The following is a 21350-nucleotide window of genomic DNA, read 5'->3' as shown; positions in this document are numbered from 1 at the left end:
TCGGGCCGTACTCCTGGCCAGGACCAACCAACCGGCGTTGGCCTGGACCAACCAACCGGCGGGCAGTGACGAGGATCGCAGGAGGGGTAGTGACGGGAATCGCTGCGCCCTGCCCGGTGTCGTGGTGTGCTGGGAGCCTGCCACACCCCGCCGACCTCAGTGAATCGGGCAGTCGGCCGGCCCGACGCAGCGCGGCGATCGAGGAGCCTGGCAGGAAACGTCAATCCTGTTCACAGCAATTATTCAGGCAATCGTGTCAGCTTCGACTCACGAGACGGAATCCCTGACGCGTCTCATCTGTTGTGCAGGTGTCGGCGCCATACGGCGGGGCCTGCCACATCAGGTTCGCCGGATCGGAGGCGGACGTGACGGGGGAGAGGCTGATGGAGATGCGCATCGCAGGTGACAGGGCACGACGTGGGGTTAACGAGGGGACCGTGAGCAACGTGGAGAAGACGATGGCTTTGCGGACCGACGAGGTAGCCGAGGAGCGGGACCTCGTTGGCGTCTACCTGCATGAGATCTCCCGCACGCCGCTGCTCGACGCGGCCCGGGAAGTCGACCTCTCCAAGGCGATCGAGGCCGGTCTGTACGCGGAGCACCTGCTGGAGCAGGGTGTGCCGCGGGCCGGGGTGAGCCGCGAGGAGCTGGAGCGGCTGGTCGTCGAGGGTGAGCGGGCCAAGGACCTGTTCATCCGGGCCAACCTGCGTCTGGTGGTGTCGATCGCCCGCCGCTACGTCCGGTCCGGGATGCCGATGCTGGACCTGATCCAGGAGGGCAACACCGGTCTGGTCCGCGCGGTGGAGAAGTTCGACTACGAGCGTGGTTTCAAGTTTTCCACCTACGCGACCTGGTGGATCCGGCAGGCCATCAGCCGGGCGATCGCCCAGCAGGAGCGGACCGTACGGCTTCCGGTGCACCTGGTCGAGGACGTCAACCGGATGCGCAACGTGGCCCGCCAGTTGACCCGCGAGCTCGGTTCGGACCCCGAGCCGGAGCAGATCGCCGCCTCGCTCGGCGTGCCGGTCGAGCGGGTGCACGAGCTGGTGCGGTGGTCGCAGGACACGGTGTCGCTGGACACCCCGGTCGGCGACGACGGCGACACCAACCTGGGTGACCTGGTGGCTGACAGCGACGCACCGTCGCCGGAGGACATCGTGCTCACCGGGTTGGAGCGGCAGCGGATCGAGGGCCTGCTCAACCACCTGGACGACCGGTCCGCCGGCATCATGCGGGCCCGGTACGGCCTGGAGGACGGGCGGGAGCACTCGCTGACCGAGGTCGCGTCGCGCTTCTCGCTGTCCCGCGAGCGCATCCGTCAGTTGGAGATCCAGGCGCTGGGCCGGCTGCGGGAGCTGGCCCGGGCGGAAGGGCTGCAGGCGGCCTGACGAACCGGCTGCTGGCGACCTGATCCGCCGCGAACCTGAACACAACCCGCCGACGAACCTGACTGACGAACTGACGACGGCCCGGCATCCGCGGATGCCGGGCCGTCGTCAGTGTCTGGCGACCTACCGGGTCAGCGGACCCGGCCGTAGCCGTACGGCGGCATCATGTCCACGCTGGCCAGCTCGACGGTGCGGCCGAAGGTGGGTGCGTGGATCACCTGGCCGCCGCCCACGTACAGGCCGACGTGGGCAAGACCGTTGTAGAACACCAGGTCACCGGGCTGCAGCGCGCCACGGTTGATTTTTGCGACCACGTCCCACTGCATCGCCGCGTTGTGCGGCAGGCTCTTGCCGGCGGTACGCCACGCGGCGAGCACCAGGCCCGAACAGTCGTAGCCGTTCGGGCCGCTGGCGGCCCAGACGTACGGCTTGCCGATGGCTCCGTACGCGAACTCGACGACCGAGCCGGCGGCACCGGACACCGACGGGATGGTCCCGGTGTACGACGAGCCGGTCTCGCTCGCGGCACCGTAGGCCCGTTCCCGCTTGTCCATCAGCTCGTCGATGTCCGCTTCGATGCTCTTCTTGCGGTCGGCGAGCTCCTTGACCTGGGCGTCCTGCTTCTTCAGGGCCGCCTGCAGCTTCTCCTGCTCGGCCAAATAGGTCAGTTGGGTGCTGGTGAATTCGCTCAGTCGCTGCTGCCGGTCCCGGGCCAGGTGGTCCAGGGTGCCGAGCCGGTGGATGAAGCTGCCGGAGGTGCCGTCCAGCAGGGCACTCGCGGTGCTCAACCCGCCGGTCTTGTACGCGCTGACCGCGATCTGACCGACCTCGGTCTGCGCTGCCGCGAGTTCGGCCTGCAACGGGCCGAGCTTGGCGTCGATCTCCTCGGCCGCCGCCCGGGTGGCCTTGGCCTCCTCCCTGAGCCGGTTGTACGACTCGACGACCTTGGCCAGCTCTTCGGATTCCTCGTCGATCTGCTGCGTGAGTTCGCTGACCGTCGGCTGGGCGGTCGCGGCGGTCGCCGGTACCACCAGGCCGAGGCTCACGCCGGCCAGCATCAGGGTGCGCAGCAGAATCCGCGCTGTTGACAAGAACGCAGAACCCTTCTTCCTCGCCGCCTACCGGGTTAGCTGACGGATTCGGGCGGGAAGTTCGCCCTACCGCGGTGGACCGCGGATTCACCCCAGTTGCCGGTGGGTCCCCGGATCGCGACCATGGGATCACTGGTTGTAACGCCAGGTAATCTCGGGACGGCGATTCGGCGGCACTGGACCGGCGTCACCGCTTCCCGGCGACTGGCGACCGGACCAGCCGGTCCAACTTAGCCGCAAGGATTGCGACCCGGAAAGCGCTGCGATCGTGATCCGTGGCATGGAACTAGTCGAGATCCGTTGACAGTTACTGGATGTGACGGTTGGCTGCTCTGGGCAACATTTTCCTTGCCTTGGTGTGATCGGTTGACTGCGACGCGTCGTCATTCGACAGCGGCTCATCAATTGCGAATAATGCGTCATTAGTCGGTCTGCGCGGTTGTCGTGACTAAGCTATCTGGATAAATAGGGACGAAAGCTCCGATTCGCCATCCAGGACGCGGCCTGCCGTACGTCATTCTGCTAGGTGGCAGAATGACTACCTTCCATCGAGTAGCTTGCTGTTTGCACAATGGACCCGCAAGGTCAGCGCCGCACGAGCCCTTCGGAGGCAGCTATGCGTGCTACTCGCCAGACCCCACCCCGACGCGGTTCCCCGGTGCCCGCCCCGTCCGGCTCCAGTGTCGGACGGACCTTCTACCGGCAGCCCGGCATCTGCGTGACCGGTGAATGGTTCGTCGTGGCCGGCCGGCGGTTCGCCGTCCGCGATCTCACCGAACTCCGGACCGCACGAGGCGCCCGTGACCGGCTCACCGGCCGGGTGATCGCGGTGACCGCCGTGACCCTGGCGGCGGTCGCGGTGACCGTCGGCTACACCCGAGGGCTGGACGAGGTCAGCGCGGGTGCCTACCTCGCCATGCTGGCGGCCGCGTTCGTGCCGGTGTCGGTCGCCTGGCTCGGTGACCGGTTGCGGCCGCGGGCGTACGAACTCTGGGGCCGTCACCAGGGACTGCTGGTGCTGCTGTTCAGCACCGACGACGAACGCCAGTACGGCCAGGTGAGCCGGGCGTTGATGCGGGCCCGGGAGATGTCCCGGCTGGCCGGTCTGTCCGAGCCGGTAACCATCGAACCGTGGGTGCCCGACCAGCGGTGAGCGGGCCCGGCGGCCGCCGTGGTCGTCGGCGGGCTGGTCGACGTCGATCAGCCCGCGTCCGGCCCGTCGAGCCGACGGGCGAGGTCGTGCAGCATCGCCACCGAGTCGGCCGGCGACAGGGATTCCGCCCGTAGCCGGTCGAAGACATGCTGGTACGGCCGGACCTCGTCGGCCCGGTCGATGACCTCCTCGACCAGAGCACTCTCCACGTACACCACGTCGGCGTCGGCCTGGTCGGCGAAGTGCAGGATGACGAACGGCCCGAGCACCGTGTTGCTCCCGGCGGCGAACGGCAGCACCCGGACCGTGACATGAGGTGCCGCGGACATCTTCGCCACGTGCAGGAGCTGCTCGCGCAGCACCCGCGGGCCGCCGGTCATCCGGCGCAGCGCCGCCTCGTCGATGATCACCTCGATCTGCGGCGGGTTTGCGCCGAGGAGCACCTCGTGCTGACGGGCCAGCCGGATCTGCACCCGTCCTTCGATCTCGGCCGCCGGTACGTGGTGCGGGCCGTCGGCCGGGATCACCGCGCGGGCGTACTCCTCGGTCTGCAGCAGGCCGGGGAAGCTGATCGGCTGGAAGTACCGCAGTGCCGACGCCTCCGCCTCCAGGCCGATGTAGGCCGCGTAGGCGGCCGGCACCCGGTCCTTGTAGCCGCTCCACCAGGCGCGCCGTCGTGCCGCCCGGGCCAATTCGACGAGCTCCTGCACCTGCTGCTGGTCGCGTACGCCGTACAGGTCCAGCAGGGCCTTGACGTCGTTGGTCGAGATGCTGACCGACCCCGACTCGATCCGGATCAGTTTCGACAGCGACCAGTCCATCTGAGCGGCGACGTAGTCCTGGGTCAGCGCGGCGGCCTCGCGTGCCCGGCGTAGCGCCGCACGCAGCCGGCGACGCCCGATGGTCGGGCCCTGGTGTCGGGCAGGCATGGGATCGCTCCGGGGGAGTGCCTAGCAGAGTGCCACCTGGCTGGTTGCCACCCTGTTGCAGGCTACACCGCCGCCGTCAGGTCCGCTAAGGACGGCCGGCCGCTCCGCGTGGGACGGCTGGCCCCTCCGCGTGGTCCGGACGGGGGGTCGCCGGTTCTCCCGGTGTCGCCCAGTCGCGTTGGCAAGATCGAGAACTGGTACAGTCCGCCCGATTGCCTGCGTGCTCTGATGGCAAATTTACCAATTTATCCTTATTAAGGAGTCTGGGTGACTGTGATCAGCACTGCCGGTCCGGCGTGGCGTAAGAGCCGCCGCTGCGAGGCGACGACCTGCGTCGAGGTAGCCGAGATCGGCCCGGCGGTCGGGGTGCGCAACTCCACCGATCCCGGAGTGCACCTGGAATTCTCGGCAGCCGCCTGGTCGGCATTCGTCGCCGGGCTGTCCGGTGTGCGGACCAGCTCCGGCGGCCACACCATGGGGTGATCCGACGCCCGCACGAGGTTCGGTTCCGTACGGCCGCCGACAACGTCGGCCATACGCCCCGGCCGGGTCGGCCCGACAACGGTGCCGGCCCGGCGGGGCGCCCTCAGCCGGTCACCGCCCGTCCGGTGTCAGCCGGTGAACACCTTGTCCGGCTCGGTACGCGGCTGCTCGCTCGCCCAGCGGCTGACCACCCGCTCGGCGTAGAACGACACGAACGGCACCGTCCCGGCCAGCATGATCGCCAGAATCCGGCCGAGCGACCAGTTGGCCCGCCGGGCCAGGTCGAACGCGGCGACCAGATAGACCATGTAGAGGAACCCGTGCGCCGGCCCGACCGTTTCGACCACGATGGCCTGGTCGAACAGGTACTTCAACGGCATGCCGATCACCATCAGCAGGATCAGCACCACGCCGACCACGTACGCGATCAGTCGGTACCGGGTGAGTGCGCCTGACACTGTCGTCCGTCCTTCTCTCTTCCGGTCAGCCCGGGTAGTCGCCGGCCCTGGCGTGCGGGTTCGCGTTCAGCCAGGCCAGGTAGTCGTTGTAGGCGGCCAACTCCGGGTCGTCTGAGCCAGGAGCGGCGGTCACGCCAGGGGCAGACCGAACCCGTACCGGCCGGCCGAACGCCTCCTCCCGCGACGGCGCGTTCTCCGGTGTGTCGTTCCTCGGCGTGCCGTTGTCCGGTGCCCCGCTGTCCGGGCCGGGTACCGCCCGACGGGCCTGCCGCATCTCGCGGACCCAGATGAACACCACGAACGCCGCGAAAACCGGCCATTCCACCGCGTACGCCCAGCTCAGCGTGTTGCCGGCGGCAGCTCGGCTGATCTGCCACCAGCCGAGCGCGAGGAAGCCCACCACCAGCGCCACCGCCGCCAGGTGCCGCAGGATCCACACCGGGGTCCACAGCTGCCGCATGCAGGGAAGCGTACCGGCCGGCCGTCGGCTTCTCCGACGAGCCGTCGTAGTCAGCTGCGTGGCCGCCCGGAAGCCGGCGCCCGGTGTTTGCCGCCGACCGGCCGGGGAACCCTACGACGGTAATGCCTCGTCGACTCCCCGGAGGCCGGAGATGACGGATTCAGCGCGGTACGGCAGCTACTCCCCGGCGGCGGCCGGTCGGCCCTTCGAGCCCCGCCCGGACCACTCGCCCGGCGGTGCCACCCGAACCTGGTCGGCCCCGCCCGAACCGGGCGCCGAGACCTGGGTCGACACGGTCGACGAAACCGGAATCGACCCGGTCGAGCTGGCCGACGACGAACTGCTCCGCGAGATCGGCAGCCTGCACCGGACCCGGCTGGACACGCTGCGGCACGGCACCGACGCGGCGCTGGCCAACCATCTGCACCGTACCGCCGACCTGGAGACCGAGTACCTCACCCGGCACCCGGGCCGGGAGGTCGATGCCGCCCGGTTGCGGCACGGGGAGTGAGTCGTGCCCGCGTACGCCGAACGCGGTGTCTCCGCGCCACCTGAGGTGGCGTTCGGCACCGCGACCGACCCCGACCGCAGGGCCGCCTGGTTGCCGGGGCCGCTGCGCCAGGTGCCGGCGGAACCAGCCCACGGCGACCACCTGCAGGCCCGGTGGTCGACGGCGGGCGGCCCGTGGACGGCTGTCGTGCAGGTGTACCCGGTGCAGGCGGGCGGTGCAATGCTCCGCCTGGAGCTGGACTCCGACCTGCCGCACGAGCAACTGACTCGGCTCGCCGACGAGACGCTGACCAGCCTGGTCCGGGCGGTCACCGACAACCTCAACGCCGGTTGACCGTCAGTCCGTAACGCCGGTTGCTCGTCAGTCGGCGGTGAACCCGGGCTTCTCCATCCCGGACCAGCCGCGGGGCGTCTCCGGCTCCCGGTCCCGGTCGGTCCCTTCGATGATGTCGTGGGAGACAGCCGTGTCGTCGTGCTCGCCGGCGAAGTCCGGGTCGTCCCCGGGTGGCTGGCCGTCCGGGGTCTGGCCGAGTGCGGCGGCCGGCCGGTTCTGGTGCTCGTCCATCGGTGATCAGGCACCTTCCGTGGAGGAATGCAGGACCTCTTCCGCCTCATCCTGGGCGTATTCGCCTTCCGGCAGGGCGTTGATCCTGGTCAGCAGGTGAGCGGGCAGCTCGGCGGCGACCGCCCGGCGGGCGATCTCGGCCCGGCTCACCCGCTCCTTGCCGAGGTAGATGTCGTCGAGCAGTGCGTACAGCTCGGCACGGGACGTCTCATCGGTCACCTCCGCCTGCTACCCCGCACGCGACACGGCAAACGACGCTCCACGTACCGACCGGACCGCCGGTTTCATCCTGCCGACCGTCGGCGTTCCGCCCTCCCGGTCCGATCCGGGCACCTACGCTCGGGCCAGGAGGTGGACTCATGATCGGCACCATTTTGTGGGCGCTCGTCGCTGGCGCGATCATCGGCGCTCTGGGACGTCTGCTGCTACCCGGGCGGCAGAACATCTCAGTCTGGCTGACCATCGGCGTCGGAATCGCCGCTGCCCTGCTCGGTGGGGTGATCGCCGCCTGGTTGGGCATCGGCGAGACCGCCGGGATCGACTGGCTGCGACACGCGATCCAGGTCGCGCTGGCGGTGTTCTTCGTCTGGATCGCCGCGCGGGTGGCCGGCCACCGGCCGACCGATGCCCCAGGTCGCGCTACCCGCTGACGGACGCCCCTTGGGTGCCCGAGCCACCCGCTGACTCGCCCGGGGCCGGCCGTCGTGCCGGCCCCGGCCTGGTCATCGCAGAGCGCCGCAGGCTACCGCTGCGCGGCGGCCAGCACCGCCCGGCGGTCGCCGACCGCCGTCGCCAGCCGCCCCAGCACCTGGGCGGTCTGGTCCCAACCCAGGCAGGCGTCGGTGATCGACTGTCCGTGCACCAGTTCCCTGGTCGGGTCGAGATCCTGCCGGCCGGCCACCAGGAACGACTCCAGCATCACCCCGACGATGCCCCGTTGCCCGGCGCCGAGCTGCCCGGCGACGTCCTCGACGACCAGCGGCTGCCGGCGGTGGTCCTTGCCGCTGTTGCCGTGGCTGGCGTCGATGACCAGCCGCTGCGGCAGTCCGGCGGCCCGCAGCAGGTCCAGTGCGGCGGCCACCGACGCGGCGTCGTAGTTGGGCTCACCGGCACCGCCGCGCAACACCAGGTGGCAGTCGGCGTTGCCCCGGGTGTGCAGGATCGCCGGCGTCCCGGACATGTCGATGCCGGGGAAGACGTGCGGCACTGCGGCGGCCCGGATGGCGTCCACCGCAGTGGCGACGCTGCCGTCCGGGCGGTTCTTCATGCCGATCGGCATGGACAGCCCGGAGGACAGCTGCCGGTGCACCTGGCTCTCCACGGTGCGGGCGCCGATCGCTCCCCAGGCCACCGCGTCGGCGATGTACTGCGGGGTGATCGGGTCGAGGAACTCGCAGCCCACCGGCAGCCCGGCCCGCAGCACCTCGAGCAGCAGCGAGCGGGCGATCCGCAGCCCGGAGTTGACGTCCCCGGATCCGTCCAGTCCCGGGTCGTTGATCAGACCCTTCCAGCCGACCGTGGACCGCGGCTTCTCGAAGTACACCCGCATCACGATCAACAGGTCCTCGGCGTGCCGTTGCGCGGCGGCGGCGAGCAGCTGCGCGTACTCCAGGGCGGCGGCCGGGTCGTGCACCGAACACGGGCCGACCACGACCAGCAGCCGGTCGTCCTGTCCGTCGAGCACGCCGGCGACGGCTCGTCGGCCGTCCAGCACCCGCGCGCTGAGCTGGTCGTCGAGGGGCAGCTCGTGGTGCAGCAGGGCCGGGGTGGTGAGCGGCACGACCCGGTCGATGCGCTGATCGGCGACGCGGCCGATGGAGGTGCTCATGTGGTGTGTTCCTTCCGCCAGCCTCCCTGGGGAGCCGGCGCCCCCAGCCGAGCCGGCTGCTCGTTGGCATACGAAAGGGCAGGGGTCGATGCCCGCTGCCCTTGGCCGGCTCTGGTGGGGTGACGTCAGGTCAAGGCTGAGCCACCGGCACCAGGGCCGGCTGCCTAAACCATCGATACGTGCGCGTCACGACGCTCACTGTACCGGATCGGCCGCTGAGCGCCACCCCTGCCGGGTGCCACCACCGGACTTCGGCCGGTCCTCGCCACCCGTTAACCCCGGTCGACATCCGTGGCCATCAGCGTCATCTAGCTTCATCGATTGCCACAAGCATCGATGGAGGTTGAGATGGATCGTCGTAGCGTACTGCGTGCCACGGTGGTCGGCGCTGGTGCCGCCGCCTTCTCCGGCAGTCTGTGGACCGGCGCCTTCGCCGCACCGGCGCAACCCGGCGCCAGCCCGTACGGGCCACTCGGCAACCCCGACGCCAACGGCATCGCGCTACCCGCCGGCTTCACCAGCCGGGTCGTGGCCCGGTCCCGGCAGCGGGTCGGCGACACCTCGTACGTCTGGCACGACGCGCCGGACGGCGGTGCCTGCTTCGCCGCCGGCACCGGCTGGGTGTACGTCTCCAACTCGGAGATCTCCCGCACCGGCGGCGCCTCGGCGATCCGGTTCGACGCCAGCGGCGACGTCGTCTCGGCGTACCGAATCCTGGCGAACACCAACCGCAACTGCGCCGGTGGCGCCATGCCCTGGGGCACCTGGCTCTCCTGCGAGGAGGTGGCCCGCGGGTACGTCTACGAGACGTACCCGCTCGGCGGCACCGGCGCGGTCCGGCGCCCGGCGATGGGCCGGTTCTGTCACGAGGCCGCCGCCGCCGACCCGGTCCGCGGCGTGATCTACCTGACCGAGGACGAGAGCAACGGCTGCTTCTACCGGTTCCGGCCGGACACCTGGGGCGACCTGTCCGCCGGCACCCTGGAGGTGCTGGTCGCCGGCAGCGGCACCAGCGGTCCGGTCAACTGGGCCCGGGTGCCGGACCCGGACGGCGGTCCGATCCCCACCCGCTTCCAGGTCTCCGGCGCGAAACGGTTCGACGGCGGCGAAGGATGCCACTACGCCGACGGCGTCTGCTGGTTCACCACCAAGGGCGACAACCGGGTCTGGGCGTACGACGCGGTCGCCCAGCGGATCGATCTGGCCTACGACGACTCGCTGGTCTCCGGCACCCCGCCGCTGACCGGCGTCGACAACATCGTCGGTACGCCGGGCGGCGACCTGTACGTCGCCGAGGACGGCGGCAACATGGAGATCTGCCTGATCACCCCGGACGAGCGGATCGCGCCGTTCCTGCGGATCAGCGGCCAGTCGTCGTCGGAGATCTGCGGTCCGGCGTTCTCCCCGGACGGTGGCCGGCTGTACTTCTCGTCGCAGCGCGGCACCTCGGGTGCGTCCTCTGGCGGCATCACCTACGAGGTACGCGGCCCGTTCCGCTCCTGATCTGCCCGGCCTGTTCCGCTCCTGACCTGCGCGGGAACGACATGCATGACTCGGTCGCCGCCCGGGTAAACCCTCCGCCCATGAACACTGACACCGACGACGATCCGTTCACCGGCCTACCACCACCGGGCGCCGCCACCACCGGCCAGGCCGCCGCCGACGTCGAAGCCGAGGCGGAGCGGATCGAATCGCGCGCCGGCCACCTGCTGCCGGAGGAGGAGGCGGCCGGTAGCGACGACCCGGTGCGTCAGGCCGCCGCCATCCTGGGCGACTCCGAGCGGCGCGAGCAGCCGCGTCCGCAGCCCGGCAGCGAGCCGCCCGGCTGACCCCGACGGCACCGGCTGATTCCGAAAGCGCCGGGCGGCGCCCGACGGCACCCGGCCGGCCCGGTGCGGCCGGCCGGGGCCCCGATCGGATAACGTCGGGCGCATGTCGCCCAACGGGTACCCCTGGCCGATCGAGACCACCCGGCTGGACAACGGTCTGCGGGTCGTCGTCAGCCCCGACTCCAGCGCACCGGTGGTCGCGGTCAATCTCTGGTACGACGTGGGCTCGCGCCACGAGCCCGCCGGTCGGACCGGATTCGCCCACCTCTTCGAGCATTTGATGTTCGAGGGATCGGTCAACGTGGCCAAGACCGAGCACATGAAGTTGGTGCAGGGCGCGGGCGGCTCGCTCAACGCCACCACCAACCCGGACCGGACCAACTACTTCGAGACCGTCCCCGCCGAGCATCTGGCCCTCGCGCTGTGGCTGGAAGCCGACCGGATGGGCGGCCTGGTGCCGGCGCTGACCCAGGAGACGCTGGACAACCAGCGCGAGGTGGTCAAGAACGAGCGGCGACAGCGCTACGACAACGTGCCGTACGGCGACGCCTGGCTGCGGTTGCTCCCCCTGCTCTACCCGCCGGGGCACCCGTACCACCACGCCACGATCGGCTCGATGGACGACCTGAACGCCGCCGACCTGGCCACCTTCCAGGCGTTCCACGAGATGTACTACGCGCCGAACAACGCGGTGCTGACCGTGGTCGGCGACACCGACGCCGACGAGGTGTTCAGCCTGGCCGACAAGTATTTCGGCGGGATCGCCGCGCGGGCCGACATCCCGCCGGCACCGGACGGGCGTACGCCGGCACCGCTAACCGGCCCGGTCACCGAGACGGTCACCGCCGACGTGCCGGCCGCCCGGCACTACCTCACCTACCGCACCCACCCGTTCGGAACCCCGGCCTACGACGCGGCGACCGTGCTCGGCACGGTGCTGGGCAGTGGCCGGGGCAGCCGGCTCTACCAACGGCTGGCCGACGGTGCCCGGATCGCGCAGCCCGACTACCTGGGCGCGTACGGCGTCGACCTGGCGCACGCGCCCGCGCCGCTGATCATCACCGCGACCGCCCAGCCGACGGTGACCGCCGAGCGGCTCGCCGACGGCCTGATCGAGGTGCTCGACGAGGTGGCCCGCGACGGCGTCACCGACGCCGAGGTCGACCGGGCCAAGGCGCTGCTCACCACCGGCTGGTGGCGTCAGGTCGCCAGCTTCGAGGGCCGTGCCGACACGCTCGGCCGGTACGCCACCCAGTTCGGCGACCCGGCCCGCGCCGCGGAGCGGCTGCCGGGCTGGCTGGCGGTCACCGCCGAGGCGGTCAACGACGAGGCCGCACACCTGTTGCGGCCGGACAACCGGGTCCAGCTCAGCTACCTGCCGGAGGGCGACCAGTGACGATCATCGCGCAGCGTCCCGGACCGGGCGCGGCCCGGCCGTACCGTTTCCCGGACGTGGTCCGGCGCAGTGTGGCCGGTGGCGAGATCGTCGCCGCCCACCTGCCCGGCCACCGGCTGGCGGTGGCGGCCCTGCTGCTGGACGCCGGTGCCAGCCGGGAACCGGCCGGCCGGGAGGGGCTGGCCGGAGTGCTCGCCAAGGCCCTCGAAGAGGGCACCGAGATCCGGGACTCGGCCGCGTACGCCCTGGTCCTGGAAGGTCTCGGCACCGAGTTGTCCATCTCCGTCGACTGGGACTCGTTCCGGGTCGGCGTGCAGGTCAGCACCGACCGGCTCGGGGCGGCAGTCGAGCTGCTCACCGAGGCGGTCCGGACCCCCCGGCTGGATTCGTCCGACGTCGAGCGGGTCCGCGACGACGAGGCGACCGCGCTGCGGATGTACTGGGCCAACCCGGGGCCGCGGGCCGAATCCGCGCTGCGCGCCGACCTGTTCGGTGCCGACCAGCGGCACGGTCGGCCGATGGGCGGCGACCCCGAATCGGTGGCCGCGGTGACCGTGGCGGACGTCGTGGACTTCCACAGTGCGTGGTTCACCCGGCCCGGCACCCTGCTGGTCGCCGGCGACCTGGACCTGATCGACCTGGACGCGCTCGGCGTGGCCGCCTTCGCTGGGGCGACCGGCTCGCCGTCACAGCCCGGACCACCGCTGCCGGTCACTCTGCGGGACCACCGGCGGATCATCCTGGTCGACCGGCCGGGCGCGGTGCAGTCCACGTTGCGGCTCGGCCATCCGGCCCCGCACCGGGCCCACCCCGACTACGTACCGATGACCCTGGCCAGCACCGTCCTCGGTGGAGCCTTCACATCCCGGCTGAACCACCTGATCCGCGAGGTACGCGGCTACACGTACGGCATCCGGTCGGACTTCGGGATGTCCCGCCGCTTCGGGCGCTTCGCGGTCAGCTCCAGTGTGCAGACCGGGGTCACCGCGCCCGCCCTGATCGACTCGGTCGGTGAGGTGTCCCGTACCCAGGCCGACGGGGTGACCGAGGAGGAGCTGGCGGTGGCCCGGTCGTGGCGCGCCGGCCAGCTCTCGGTCGAGCTGCAGACCCCGCCGGCGATCGCCAGCGCCCTGGCGACCCTGGTCGTGCACGGGCTGCCCGACGACTACCACGCCCGGCTGCGCGACGAGCTGCTGTCGGCGACGGTCGAGCAGGTCTCCGCCGCCGCCGCCACCCACTTGCAGGCCGAAGGGCTGACCCTGGTGGTGGAGGGCGACGCGGCGAAGATCCGCGACGAACTGACCGCCTCCGGCCTGGGGGAGCTGCACGACGCCGACTGATCCGCACCGGGCTCAGCGCCGTCGCAGCAGGCGCAGGGTGCGGAGCAGGTGCAACAGCCGCGTACCACGCCGACCCGAGGGCGCCAGGCAGGGCGACACCGTACGCTGCCCGGTAGTGGCCCTCGGCGGACCAGGCCAGGAACGCGCTGACCGTGAGACTGAGCCCGGCGAGGCTGCCGATCAGCATGGCGGGTGCGGTCCGCCAGAACGGCACGCGGCGCTGCGCTTCGCGGTCGGCGATCCCGCAAGCCCACCCCGCGGTCAAGAAGGATCTGGCCGGTATATCGACCACGATCCTTTCAGATCCGCCCCGTCAGGGCCGTCAGGTCCGCGCGACCAGTCTGATATGTCCGGTCAGGTGGTTAACGTGTTGGCCTTCCCGTCGGGGCGTCCTATGGTTGCCGGATGATCATCCCTGCGCAGCGCGACGGAGCCGTGACTGTCACGGCTCCGATCGGCGTGGGCGTCGGCGTGCCCGGCGCCGCCGGCCGGCCGGGCTTGCCGCGCCCCACCGGCCGGGGTCCTCCGGACGGCCGTCGCACCACAACGACGACGGCCACCAGGGGCGAAGCGGACCAGCTTCGGCCCTTTTTCTATCGAGGGAGACCCGATGAGCACCGAACTGCACAGCACCCGCGGCACCGAATGGATCGAACAGGTACGGGTGCAACTGGCCGACCAGTTGGACACGCACCGGGCTCAGTTGACCGAACTCACCGCCGACACCGGCGACCCGGGTGAAGCGCACACCCGGGCCGCGCTGGTCGTCGCCGCCCGGCGCGGCTACGACCAGACCGTCGAGGCGTTGAACCGGATCGCCGAGGGTCGTTACGGCCGCTGCGACCGGTGCGGCGGCGACATCCTCCGGGAACGGTTGGAGATCCTGCCGCACGCGCGGTACTGCGTACCCTGCACGCGCTGAGCGTGACTTGCCCGCCTACCGAATCGCGGTCGGTAGGCGGGCAAATACATTCGAACCCGCGACGGTGTGTCGTCCGTTGTACCCGGGTGTCCGCAATGTGCCGCAGAGAGGCGAGCGCTGATGCCCCAGCTCCACACGTCGGTGATGATCCGGTACGCGACCTACACCGACACCCCGCAAGTGGCCAAGACACTGGTGGAGGCATTTCAGGACACCCCGGAGTCGTCCTGGCTCATCCCGGACCCGGTCGCCCGTCGCCGGGTTTACCAGCGGTTCTGCCCGGCGCTGATCGACTACGGGCTGCGCCAGGGCAGTATCTACCTCACCGAGGACTACAGCGCGGTGGCGGTGTGGCGTCCGTGCAGCCTGATCCTGCCCAACCCGGTCGAGTACGAGCAGCTGCTCGACGACACCTGTGGTGAGTACGCGTACCGGTTCCGGTTGCTGGACAACGCCCTCGCCGAACGACACCCGGTGGGCGAGCACCACTACCTGGCGTACCTCGGAGTCGCCCCGGACCGGCAGGGCTACGGCCTCGGTACGGCGTTGCTGAACCACCGGCACGCCATCTTCGACACCGCCGGCAGCGCCGCCTACGTGGTGGCCAGCAGCCCCGGAGCCCGCGACCTGTACGCCCGGCTCGGCTACCGGCTCACCGCCACCGCCCCGTTCCACCTGCCCGACGGCGGCCCGCTGCTCTGGCCGATGTGGCGGCAGCCGCAGCTGGCCCGCCGTTACCTGAACTGATCACGCGTACCTGATCTGACTGCGCGGGGGTACGCCGACGGGCCGGAAGGTGACGCCGGACAACTCGGTTCCGTCCCGGCCCGGCCCGTCGGTAACCTTCGCAGCATGAGGATCGGGATTGCGACATGAGGATCGGGATTGTCGGCGCGACCGGGCAGGTCGGTGGCGTCATGCGGCAGGTACTGGAGCAGCGGGCGGTGCCCGTCGACGAGTTGCGATTGTTCGCCTCGGCCCGGTCGGCCGGCCGGACCCTGCCGTGGCGCGGCGGCGAGATCGTCGTCGAGGACGCCGCCACCGCCGACTACCGAGGGTTGGACATCGCGCTCTTCTCGGCTGGCAAGGCCAGCTCGAAGGAGCTGGCACCCCGGGTCGCGGCGGCGGGTGCCGTGGTGATCGACAACTCGTCGGCCTGGCGGATGGATCCGGACGTACCGCTGGTGGTCGCCGAGGTCAACCCGCAGGCCGCCGCCGACCGCCCGAAGGGCATCATCGCCAATCCGAACTGCACCACGATGGCGGCGATGCCGGTGCTGCGCCCGCTGCACGACGAGGCCGGCCTGGTCAGCCTGGTCGTCTCGACCTACCAGGCGGTCTCCGGCGCCGGCCTGGCCGGTGTCGCCGAGCTGGACGAGCAGGTCCGCAAGGTCGCCGAGGGCGCGGCGGCGCTGACCTTCGACGGCGGCGCGGTGGAGTTCCCGGCGCCCCGGTCATTCGCCGCGCCGATCGCGTTCAACGTGCTGCCGCTGGCCGGTTCGATCGTCGACGACGGCTCCGACGAGACCGACGAGGAGCAGAAGCTGCGCAACGAGAGCCGCAAGATCCTCGGCATCCCCGAGCTGCGGGTGAGCGGGACCTGCGTCCGGGTGCCGGTGTTCACCGGCCACTCGCTGCAGATCAACGCCCGGTTCGCCCGGCCGATCGACCCGCGACGGGCGGCTGAGCTGCTGGCCGACGCGCCCGGTGTGGCGCTGTCCGACGTGCCGACGCCGCTGCAGGCCGCCGGTCAGGACCCGACGTACGTTGGGCGGATCCGGGTCGACGAGACCGTCGAGCATGGCCTGGCGCTGTTCTGCGCCAACGACAACCTGCGCAAGGGCGCTGCCCTGAACGCGGTGCAGATCGCCGAGCTGCTGATCGCCGCAGCGGACTGAGCCCGGCACCGCAACAGTTCGTGTCACAACAGTTCGTGCCGCAACGCCGGGCGGGTCGTCGTCAGCCGGCGGCGACCCGTTCGGCGAGCAGCATCGCGGCGTCGTCGCTGATCTGGCCGCCGGCGTGGCGCTGCAGCTCGGCGACGACACGGTCCAGCGCCTCCTGCCGGTCCGGCAGCTCCAGGCACGCGGTCACCTGGTCCGAGGCGAGGAACTCACCGTGGCCGTTGCGGGCCTCCACCAATCCGTCGGTGTAGAGCAGCAGCCGGTCTCCGACCTGCCAGGGCCGGGTCACCCGAAGCGGTTCCGGCGCGTCGCGGCGCAACCCCAGCGGCGGGTGCCGGTCACCGGGCTCCAGGATTTCCAGCGCCCCGTCGGCGGTACGCAGCGCCGGGGCCGGATGGCCACAGTTGATCACGGTCAGCGCGTCGTCGGTGAGCTGCACCAGAGCGGCGGTGACGAACTGCGCCGGTTGTCCGGTACCCAGCCCGTCCCGGTACACCGCCTGGTCCAGGTCGGCGGCGACGGCGGACAGCTCCGGCTGTACGAAGGCGGACTGCCGGAAGGCACCCATCACGGTGGCCGACATCTGGACCGCCTGCAGCCCCTTGCCGCACGCGTCCCCGATGATGATCCGAGTCCCGTACGGGCTGTCCACGACGGCGAACAGGTCACCGCCGACGTTGGCCGCCTCGGACGCGGACAGATACCGGGCGACCAGGGCGACATCGCCCAGCTGCGGGGGCGGTGCGCGCAGCACCGCCCGCTGCGCGACCTCGGCGATCTCGGTCATCCGGCGCAGCCGGGCCTCCCGCAGGTTCCGGGACCGGGCCACGTAGATCGACACGATGCCGACCGCGAAGACGACGCTGCTGCGCAGCAGATGGTCCAGGCTGCCGAACATGCCGCTGGGTAGCCCGGCGACCAACGCGACGACGCAGGCGACCGCGGTGACCAGCGCGGTCCGTCGGGTCTTCTCGACGGCGGCGGCGAGCAGCGGGGCCAGCGACAGGAACCCGAGAACGACCGCGCTGGTTTGGGTCAGCACGTCGATGACGGTGATGACCGCGATCAGCGCCAACGCCAGCGGCATCCCGCGCCAGCGTTCGGTGCGGTGCAGCAATGACCGGTCGGCCGGGTGCGGCATCCGCGAATCCGGCGGAAGAGGCTTACGCCAGCTGACCCGGCGTGCCCACACGACGTGCTCCCTACCCGGCCTGCCCGCCCGGTGCACCTCGTGCCGGCGTGGCCGTTCCGACCTGCGAGCGTAGCCGATCCCGCCGACCGGGGGAGGGTGCTGGTTTTCCGCTCCCGACCCCGGGTACCCCGAAGACGGCGCCGACACCGAGAGGAGTGCGCGATGACGACCGTCGGAGAGTTCATGACGGCCCGGCCGTTCACCATGGACGCGAGTGACATGTTGACGGCGGCGGCTCGGCAGATGCGGGATGCCGACATCGGCGACATCATCGTCACCAACGGGAGCGATATCCAAGGAATCGTGACCGACCGGGACATCACGGTCCGGGCGGTGGCATCCGAGATGGATCCGTCGATGACCCAGCTCAGCCAGATCATCACCGAGGACGTGGTGGTCGTGTCGCCGTACGACGACGCGGTCGCGGCCGCCGAGCTGATGCGGACCTACTCGGTACGGCGACTGCCGGTGGTCGACGACGGCCGCCTGGTCGGTGTGGTCTCCATGGGTGACCTCGCCGTCGAGTGGGAACCGGATTCGGTGCTGGCCGACATCAGCACCGACGACCCGAACAACTGACCACCGGCCCTGCCGCCGCGACCACCCGGTCCGGTGAGGCGGGGCCGGAACCCTCCGGTGGGTGTCCCCGACAGGTCTGCCCGGTCTCCCCGGCGCCCGGGTCCGGCAGACACGGGGACACCCGCTTGCGCCCACCCACCCCGATCGGAGATCAGCATGAAGCGCCCACGCATCGTCATCGCGGGTGCCGGCTTCGCCGGCTACCAGGCTGCCCGTACCCTGTCCCGGCTGGCCCGGGGGTCCGCCGAGATCGTCCTGATCAACCCGACCGACTACTTCCTGTACGTGCCGTTGCTGCCCGAGGTCGCCTCGGGTGTGCTGGAGCCGCGCCGGGTCACCGTCTCGCTGCCGGACACCCTGCCCGGCGTACGGGTGGTGCTCGGCGAGATCGACCAGATCGACCTGCCGGACCGGCGGATCTGCTACGTCGACGGCGAGGGCGACCGGGCCGAGCTGAGCTACGACCGGCTGATCGTCTCCATCGGCAGCGTCAACAAGCTGCTGCCGATCCCCGGCGCCAACGAGCACGCGCATGGTTTCCGGACCCTGCCGGAGGCGCTCTACCTTCGCGACCATCTCACCCGGCAGATCGAACTCGCCGACCTGAGCGACGATCCGGCCGAGCGGGCCGCTCGGTGCACCTTCGTCGTGGTCGGGGCCGGATACACCGGCACCGAGGTCGCGGCGCACTGCGTGACCGCCACCGACCTGCTGATCCGCCGGCATCCCCGGCTGGCCGGCCAGCAGGTCCGCTGGCTGCTGCTCGACCTGGCCGACCGGGTGCTACCCGAGCTGGACCAGCGGATGTCGGTCACCGCACAGAAGGTCCTCGACGCGCGAGGTGTCGAGACCAGGTTCGGCACCTCGGTTCGCGAGGCGACCGGCGACGGGGTACATCTGTCCGACGGGGAGTTCATCCCCACCCGGTCACTGATCTGGTGTGTCGGAGTGCGCCCCGATCCGGTGGTGGACGATCTGGGACTGACCACCCTGAAGGGCCGGCTGGTGGTCGACGAGTTCCTCGCCGTACCGCAGCATCCGGAGGTGTACGCGTGCGGTGACGCCGCCGCGGTGCCCGACCCGAACCGGCCGGGCGAGGTCACCCCGATGACCGCCCAGCACGCCGTCCGGCAGGGCAAGCTGGCCGCACAGAACGTCGCCGCGTCGTACGGGCACGGCTCGTTCCGCCCGTACCGGCACAAGGATCTCGGGTTCGTGGTCGACCTCGGCGGCGCGCAGGCGGCGGCGAACCCGCTGCACGTGCCGATCTCCGGCCCGCTGGCGAAAGCGGTGACCCGGGGTTACCACCTGGCGTCGATCCCGGGCAACCGAATCCGCGTGGCGGCCGACTGGACGTTGGAGTCGTTGTTGTCGCGCCAGGGTGTGCAGCTCGGTCTGGTGCCGCCGTCGGCGGTGCCGCTGGACACCGCGTCGCCGGAGCTGGTGTACCCGGTCGGCCGCTGATCTGGTGCGCGGCCGTCACCCGAACCGCAGGTGGGGTCGGCGGCGTAGCCGTACCCCGGTGGCGATCGCGACCAGGGCGACCATCGTGACCGCGACGACCGCGCCGTGCAGCAGCCCTCGGTCGAGGTAGCCGCTGTCGGTGTGGTCGATCGCGTAGGTGGCGATCTCCCGGCTGAACCAGAACGGCAGTGCCCGCGCGGCCGGGCTGGCCGGGTCCATCACCATCTGCAGCCCGACGATGGTCAGCAGGATCAAGGTGCCTTCCAGCTCGCGGGGCAGCAGCGCGCTGATCGCCAGCCCGAACGGCACCGCCACGGCGACCATCACCAGCATGATCAGGGCGATCGCCCCGTGCCGTACGTTGGGTTGGTCGAACAGCACCAACAGGAAGTACGGCACGGACAGCAGCACGCCGACCGCCCACAGTGCCAGCAGCCGGCCGGCCGACAGCTGCGCCGGCCGGTAGCCGGTCAGCCGCAGCCGGGTCTCCAGATCACGGTTGGCGTTGCCGGCGAACAGCGCCGCCGTACTCAGCGCCCAGCCGAGCCCGAGGCAGACGAACCGGATCGACTGCCCGGCGAAGTCGCCCCGGCGGGCCAGGTAGAAACAGAGCGGGAAGACCAGCAGGATCGCCAGTACGCCGCGGCGCCGGGACATCTCGCGCAACGTCATCTCCGCTACGGTCAGCACCCGGCTCATCGACCGGCCTCCTCTCCGGTCAGGTCGAGCACCAGGTCGACCCGGTCGAGCTGGTTCAGCAGGTGGGTGACGACGACGACCGCCTTGCCGGCATCGCGCCAGCGCCACACCTGGTGCCAGAAATCCAGGTAGGTGCCGCGGTCGAAACCCTGGTACGGCTCGTCGAGCAGCAGCAGGTCCGGGTCGCCGAGCCCGGCCAGCACCAGGTTGAGCTTCTGCCGGGTGCCGCCGGACAGGTGCCGGGCCTGGACGGCGGCGGACGCGTCCCAGTCGAGGACCGCGGCCTGCGTCCGCCCGGCGGTACGCGACTGCGCCCGGCTGAGCCGACGGCCGGCACCGACCAGCGCGAAGTGCTCGTCCGGGTGCAGGAAGTCGCCGGTGCCGCCGGACTGCGGGCAGTAGCCGAGGGTGCCGTACACCCGGACCCGGCCGCTGTCCGGGCTGGCCAGGCCGGCGCAGATGCGCAGCAGGGTGCTCTTGCCGCTGCCGTTGGCACCGACCACGGCGGCGATCTCGCCGGCCCGGACGGTGAGTCGCACCCGGTCCAGTACGGTGTGCCGGCGGTACCGCTTGGTGACGTCCTGCACGTCGAGCCGGACCGGACCCGGGTGGACGCGGCGCGGGATCTGAGCCGGCCCGCCGACGCTGCGCGCCACGTCGGTGGCGTATTCGGCCGGGGTGCCGAAGACCGCCAACGGTGCTTCGCCGCTGTCGTACAGGTGGGCCGCGGCCTCCGCGACGACGTGTCCGGCAAACTCGCGGTCGATGCCGTGCCGGTGCAGCTCGCCGGTCAGGGCGGCCAGCCAGGTCTGCTGGTTCACGCGGTGGTCACCTCCTGCAGGATCGTGTCGACACCGGTGGCGAAGGACCGCCAGTCGGCGGTGGTCTGGCGCAGTCGTTGCGCACCGGACTCGGTCAGCCGGTAGTACTTGCGGGCCGGGCCGCTGGTGCCGGCGCGCCACCGCGCGTCGACCAGGCCGGTCCGTTGCAGCCGGAGCAGTACGGGGTAGAGGGTGCCGCCCTTGATCGGCCCCAGCCCGGCCGCCTGCAGCGACTGGGCCAGCTCGTAGCCGTACGACTCGTGCCGGTGCAGCGCCGCGAGCACGCAGAGGTCGAGCACCCCGCGCAGCCACTGGCCCCGCCGTTCCTGATCCACGGTC

Annotated in this window: 26 protein-coding genes and 1 riboswitch; of the genes, 15 read left to right on the top strand and 11 right to left on the bottom strand. The window is 71.0% G+C overall.

What is annotated here, in order from left to right; all coding sequences use genetic code 11:
* The first annotated feature begins 395 nt into the window (after positions 1–395).
* Positions 396–1388, top strand: coding sequence for a sigma-70 family RNA polymerase sigma factor (locus ACFHWT_RS18920; RefSeq protein WP_416553775.1), 993 nt, complete (start codon positions 396–398; stop codon positions 1386–1388).
* 131 nt (positions 1389–1519) lie between these two features.
* Here ACFHWT_RS18920 and ACFHWT_RS18915 read toward each other — a convergent pair whose 3' ends face one another.
* Positions 1520–2479: an NlpC/P60 family protein gene (locus tag ACFHWT_RS18915; RefSeq protein ID WP_416595983.1), complete on the bottom strand. Its 960-nt coding sequence runs from the start codon at positions 2477–2479 to the stop codon at positions 1520–1522.
* A 10-nt stretch (positions 2480–2489) separates the two neighbouring features.
* Positions 2490–2617, bottom strand: a riboswitch (cyclic di-AMP (ydaO/yuaA leader).
* A 478-nt stretch (positions 2618–3095) separates the two neighbouring features.
* On the opposite strand from ACFHWT_RS18915, the gene ACFHWT_RS18910 reads away from it, so the two are divergent.
* Complete coding sequence (locus ACFHWT_RS18910) at positions 3096–3632, top strand: DUF6232 family protein (protein ID WP_416595982.1); 537 nt, start codon at positions 3096–3098, stop codon at positions 3630–3632.
* 47 nt (positions 3633–3679) lie between these two features.
* Here ACFHWT_RS18910 and ACFHWT_RS18905 read toward each other — a convergent pair whose 3' ends face one another.
* Positions 3680–4561 carry a DUF5753 domain-containing protein gene (locus tag ACFHWT_RS18905; protein WP_416595981.1) on the bottom strand — a complete coding sequence of 294 codons (882 nt, stop codon included), beginning with the start codon at positions 4559–4561 and terminating at the stop codon, positions 3680–3682.
* A 267-nt stretch (positions 4562–4828) separates the two neighbouring features.
* Here ACFHWT_RS18905 and ACFHWT_RS18900 point away from each other — a divergent pair, with 267 nt between their 5' ends.
* On the top strand, positions 4829–5044 hold the full coding sequence (locus ACFHWT_RS18900; protein ID WP_416595980.1) for a DUF397 domain-containing protein: 216 nt from the start codon (positions 4829–4831) through the stop codon (positions 5042–5044).
* Positions 5045–5172: 128 nt separating this feature from the next.
* On the opposite strand, the gene ACFHWT_RS18895 is transcribed toward ACFHWT_RS18900, so the two are convergent.
* Positions 5173–5502 carry a DUF3817 domain-containing protein gene (locus ACFHWT_RS18895; protein WP_278167589.1) on the bottom strand — a complete coding sequence of 110 codons (330 nt, stop codon included), beginning with the start codon at positions 5500–5502 and terminating at the stop codon, positions 5173–5175.
* Positions 5503–5527: 25 nt separating this feature from the next.
* The gene (locus tag ACFHWT_RS18890; RefSeq protein WP_416595979.1) at positions 5528–5962 is read right to left on the bottom strand and encodes a hypothetical protein; all 435 of its coding nucleotides are present in this window, start codon (positions 5960–5962) and stop codon (positions 5528–5530) included.
* A 310-nt stretch (positions 5963–6272) separates the two neighbouring features.
* Here ACFHWT_RS18890 and ACFHWT_RS18885 point away from each other — a divergent pair, with 310 nt between their 5' ends.
* Together ACFHWT_RS18885 and ACFHWT_RS18880 are read left to right on the top strand one after the other, a co-directional pair.
* Entirely contained in the window at positions 6273–6473 is a 201-nt protein-coding gene (locus tag ACFHWT_RS18885; RefSeq protein ID WP_416596009.1) for a DUF6158 family protein, read from the top strand.
* A 3-nt stretch (positions 6474–6476) separates the two neighbouring features.
* A complete protein-coding gene (locus ACFHWT_RS18880; protein ID WP_278167592.1) occupies positions 6477–6806 on the top strand; it encodes a hypothetical protein in 330 nt (109 codons plus the stop codon).
* 27 nt (positions 6807–6833) lie between these two features.
* Here ACFHWT_RS18880 and ACFHWT_RS18875 read toward each other — a convergent pair whose 3' ends face one another.
* Entirely contained in the window at positions 6834–7037 is a 204-nt protein-coding gene (locus ACFHWT_RS18875; protein WP_416595978.1) for a hypothetical protein, read from the bottom strand.
* Between the two features lie 6 nt (positions 7038–7043).
* A complete protein-coding gene (locus tag ACFHWT_RS18870; protein WP_278167595.1) occupies positions 7044–7256 on the bottom strand; it encodes a hypothetical protein in 213 nt (70 codons plus the stop codon).
* A 140-nt stretch (positions 7257–7396) separates the two neighbouring features.
* Here ACFHWT_RS18870 and ACFHWT_RS18865 point away from each other — a divergent pair, with 140 nt between their 5' ends.
* On the top strand, positions 7397–7687 hold the full coding sequence (locus ACFHWT_RS18865) for a GlsB/YeaQ/YmgE family stress response membrane protein (protein WP_123600346.1): 291 nt from the start codon (positions 7397–7399) through the stop codon (positions 7685–7687).
* Between the two features lie 92 nt (positions 7688–7779).
* Here ACFHWT_RS18865 and ACFHWT_RS18860 read toward each other — a convergent pair whose 3' ends face one another.
* Positions 7780–8865 (bottom strand): 3-deoxy-7-phosphoheptulonate synthase, encoded by a 1086-nt coding sequence (locus ACFHWT_RS18860; protein ID WP_416595977.1) that lies wholly within the window; start codon positions 8863–8865, stop codon positions 7780–7782.
* A gap of 348 nt (positions 8866–9213) precedes the next feature.
* On the opposite strand from ACFHWT_RS18860, the gene ACFHWT_RS18855 reads away from it, so the two are divergent.
* From ACFHWT_RS18855 to ACFHWT_RS18825, 7 genes are all read left to right on the top strand, one after another.
* Positions 9214–10368: an alkaline phosphatase PhoX gene (locus ACFHWT_RS18855; RefSeq protein WP_416595976.1), complete on the top strand. Its 1155-nt coding sequence runs from the start codon at positions 9214–9216 to the stop codon at positions 10366–10368.
* 80 nt (positions 10369–10448) lie between these two features.
* Positions 10449–10694: a hypothetical protein gene (locus ACFHWT_RS18850; RefSeq protein ID WP_416595975.1), complete on the top strand. Its 246-nt coding sequence runs from the start codon at positions 10449–10451 to the stop codon at positions 10692–10694.
* Between the two features lie 103 nt (positions 10695–10797).
* Positions 10798–12090, top strand: coding sequence for a M16 family metallopeptidase (locus ACFHWT_RS18845; protein ID WP_416595974.1), 1293 nt, complete (start codon positions 10798–10800; stop codon positions 12088–12090).
* Positions 12087–13430 (top strand): M16 family metallopeptidase, encoded by a 1344-nt coding sequence (locus ACFHWT_RS18840; RefSeq protein WP_416595973.1) that lies wholly within the window; start codon positions 12087–12089, stop codon positions 13428–13430. The genes ACFHWT_RS18845 and ACFHWT_RS18840 overlap by 4 nt, the downstream gene beginning before the upstream one ends.
* 610 nt (positions 13431–14040) lie before the next feature.
* Positions 14041–14352, top strand: coding sequence for a TraR/DksA family transcriptional regulator (locus ACFHWT_RS18835; protein WP_416595972.1), 312 nt, complete (start codon positions 14041–14043; stop codon positions 14350–14352).
* 120 nt (positions 14353–14472) lie between these two features.
* Positions 14473–15099 (top strand): GNAT family N-acetyltransferase, encoded by a 627-nt coding sequence (locus ACFHWT_RS18830; RefSeq protein WP_416595971.1) that lies wholly within the window; start codon positions 14473–14475, stop codon positions 15097–15099.
* A 125-nt stretch (positions 15100–15224) separates the two neighbouring features.
* Positions 15225–16250, top strand: coding sequence for an aspartate-semialdehyde dehydrogenase (locus ACFHWT_RS18825; RefSeq protein WP_416595970.1), 1026 nt, complete (start codon positions 15225–15227; stop codon positions 16248–16250).
* Between the two features lie 61 nt (positions 16251–16311).
* Here ACFHWT_RS18825 and ACFHWT_RS18820 read toward each other — a convergent pair whose 3' ends face one another.
* Entirely contained in the window at positions 16312–17397 is a 1086-nt protein-coding gene (locus ACFHWT_RS18820) for a PP2C family protein-serine/threonine phosphatase (protein ID WP_416595969.1), read from the bottom strand.
* A gap of 213 nt (positions 17398–17610) precedes the next feature.
* On the opposite strand from ACFHWT_RS18820, the gene ACFHWT_RS18815 reads away from it, so the two are divergent.
* Entirely contained in the window at positions 17611–18027 is a 417-nt protein-coding gene (locus ACFHWT_RS18815; protein ID WP_278167615.1) for a CBS domain-containing protein, read from the top strand.
* Positions 18028–18183: 156 nt separating this feature from the next.
* Positions 18184–19491, top strand: coding sequence for an NAD(P)/FAD-dependent oxidoreductase (locus ACFHWT_RS18810; protein ID WP_416595968.1), 1308 nt, complete (start codon positions 18184–18186; stop codon positions 19489–19491).
* Positions 19492–19506: 15 nt separating this feature from the next.
* Here ACFHWT_RS18810 and ACFHWT_RS18805 read toward each other — a convergent pair whose 3' ends face one another.
* The 3 genes from ACFHWT_RS18805 to ACFHWT_RS18795 are packed head-to-tail and all read right to left on the bottom strand — an operon-like array spanning position 19507 to position 21346.
* On the bottom strand, positions 19507–20190 hold the full coding sequence (locus tag ACFHWT_RS18805) for an ABC transporter permease (protein ID WP_416595967.1): 684 nt from the start codon (positions 20188–20190) through the stop codon (positions 19507–19509).
* Positions 20187–21011 carry an ATP-binding cassette domain-containing protein gene (locus ACFHWT_RS18800; RefSeq protein ID WP_416595966.1) on the bottom strand — a complete coding sequence of 275 codons (825 nt, stop codon included), beginning with the start codon at positions 21009–21011 and terminating at the stop codon, positions 20187–20189. Before ACFHWT_RS18800 ends, ACFHWT_RS18805 begins: the two co-directional genes overlap by 4 nt.
* Complete coding sequence (locus ACFHWT_RS18795) at positions 21008–21346, bottom strand: PadR family transcriptional regulator (protein WP_416595965.1); 339 nt, start codon at positions 21344–21346, stop codon at positions 21008–21010. The genes ACFHWT_RS18800 and ACFHWT_RS18795 overlap by 4 nt, the downstream gene beginning before the upstream one ends.
* Positions 21347–21350 lie beyond the last annotated feature (4 nt).

The organism is Micromonospora sp. LOL_021, from assembly GCF_048060215.1.
Lineage (GTDB): Bacteria > Actinomycetota > Actinomycetes > Mycobacteriales > Micromonosporaceae > Micromonospora_E.
The sequence above is the reverse complement of the archived record's forward strand: the minus strand, read 5'-3'. Positions and strand labels throughout refer to the sequence as shown.

Bases quoted from the DNA above. Each gene is read 5' to 3' on its own strand.
- ACFHWT_RS18910 (WP_416595982.1), top strand. From the start codon at position 3,096: ATGCGTGCTACTCGCCAGACCCCACCCCGACGCGGTTCCCCGGTGCCC.
- ACFHWT_RS18905 (WP_416595981.1), bottom strand. From the start codon at position 4,561: ATGCCTGCCCGACACCAGGGCCCGACCATCGGGCGTCGCCGGCTGCGT.
- ACFHWT_RS18890 (WP_416595979.1), bottom strand. From the start codon at position 5,962: ATGCGGCAGCTGTGGACCCCGGTGTGGATCCTGCGGCACCTGGCGGCG.
- ACFHWT_RS18875 (WP_416595978.1), bottom strand. From the start codon at position 7,037: ATGGACGAGCACCAGAACCGGCCGGCCGCCGCACTCGGCCAGACCCCG.
- ACFHWT_RS18865 (WP_123600346.1), top strand. From the start codon at position 7,397: ATGATCGGCACCATTTTGTGGGCGCTCGTCGCTGGCGCGATCATCGGC.
- ACFHWT_RS18860 (WP_416595977.1), bottom strand. From the start codon at position 8,865: ATGAGCACCTCCATCGGCCGCGTCGCCGATCAGCGCATCGACCGGGTC.
- ACFHWT_RS18855 (WP_416595976.1), top strand. From the start codon at position 9,214: ATGGATCGTCGTAGCGTACTGCGTGCCACGGTGGTCGGCGCTGGTGCC.
- ACFHWT_RS18850 (WP_416595975.1), top strand. From the start codon at position 10,449: ATGAACACTGACACCGACGACGATCCGTTCACCGGCCTACCACCACCG.
- ACFHWT_RS18845 (WP_416595974.1), top strand. From the start codon at position 10,798: ATGTCGCCCAACGGGTACCCCTGGCCGATCGAGACCACCCGGCTGGAC.
- ACFHWT_RS18835 (WP_416595972.1), top strand. From the start codon at position 14,041: ATGAGCACCGAACTGCACAGCACCCGCGGCACCGAATGGATCGAACAG.
- ACFHWT_RS18830 (WP_416595971.1), top strand. From the start codon at position 14,473: ATGCCCCAGCTCCACACGTCGGTGATGATCCGGTACGCGACCTACACC.
- ACFHWT_RS18825 (WP_416595970.1), top strand. From the start codon at position 15,225: ATGAGGATCGGGATTGTCGGCGCGACCGGGCAGGTCGGTGGCGTCATG.
- ACFHWT_RS18820 (WP_416595969.1), bottom strand. From the start codon at position 17,397: ATGCCGCACCCGGCCGACCGGTCATTGCTGCACCGCACCGAACGCTGG.
- ACFHWT_RS18815 (WP_278167615.1), top strand. From the start codon at position 17,611: ATGACGACCGTCGGAGAGTTCATGACGGCCCGGCCGTTCACCATGGAC.
- ACFHWT_RS18810 (WP_416595968.1), top strand. From the start codon at position 18,184: ATGAAGCGCCCACGCATCGTCATCGCGGGTGCCGGCTTCGCCGGCTAC.
- ACFHWT_RS18805 (WP_416595967.1), bottom strand. From the start codon at position 20,190: ATGAGCCGGGTGCTGACCGTAGCGGAGATGACGTTGCGCGAGATGTCC.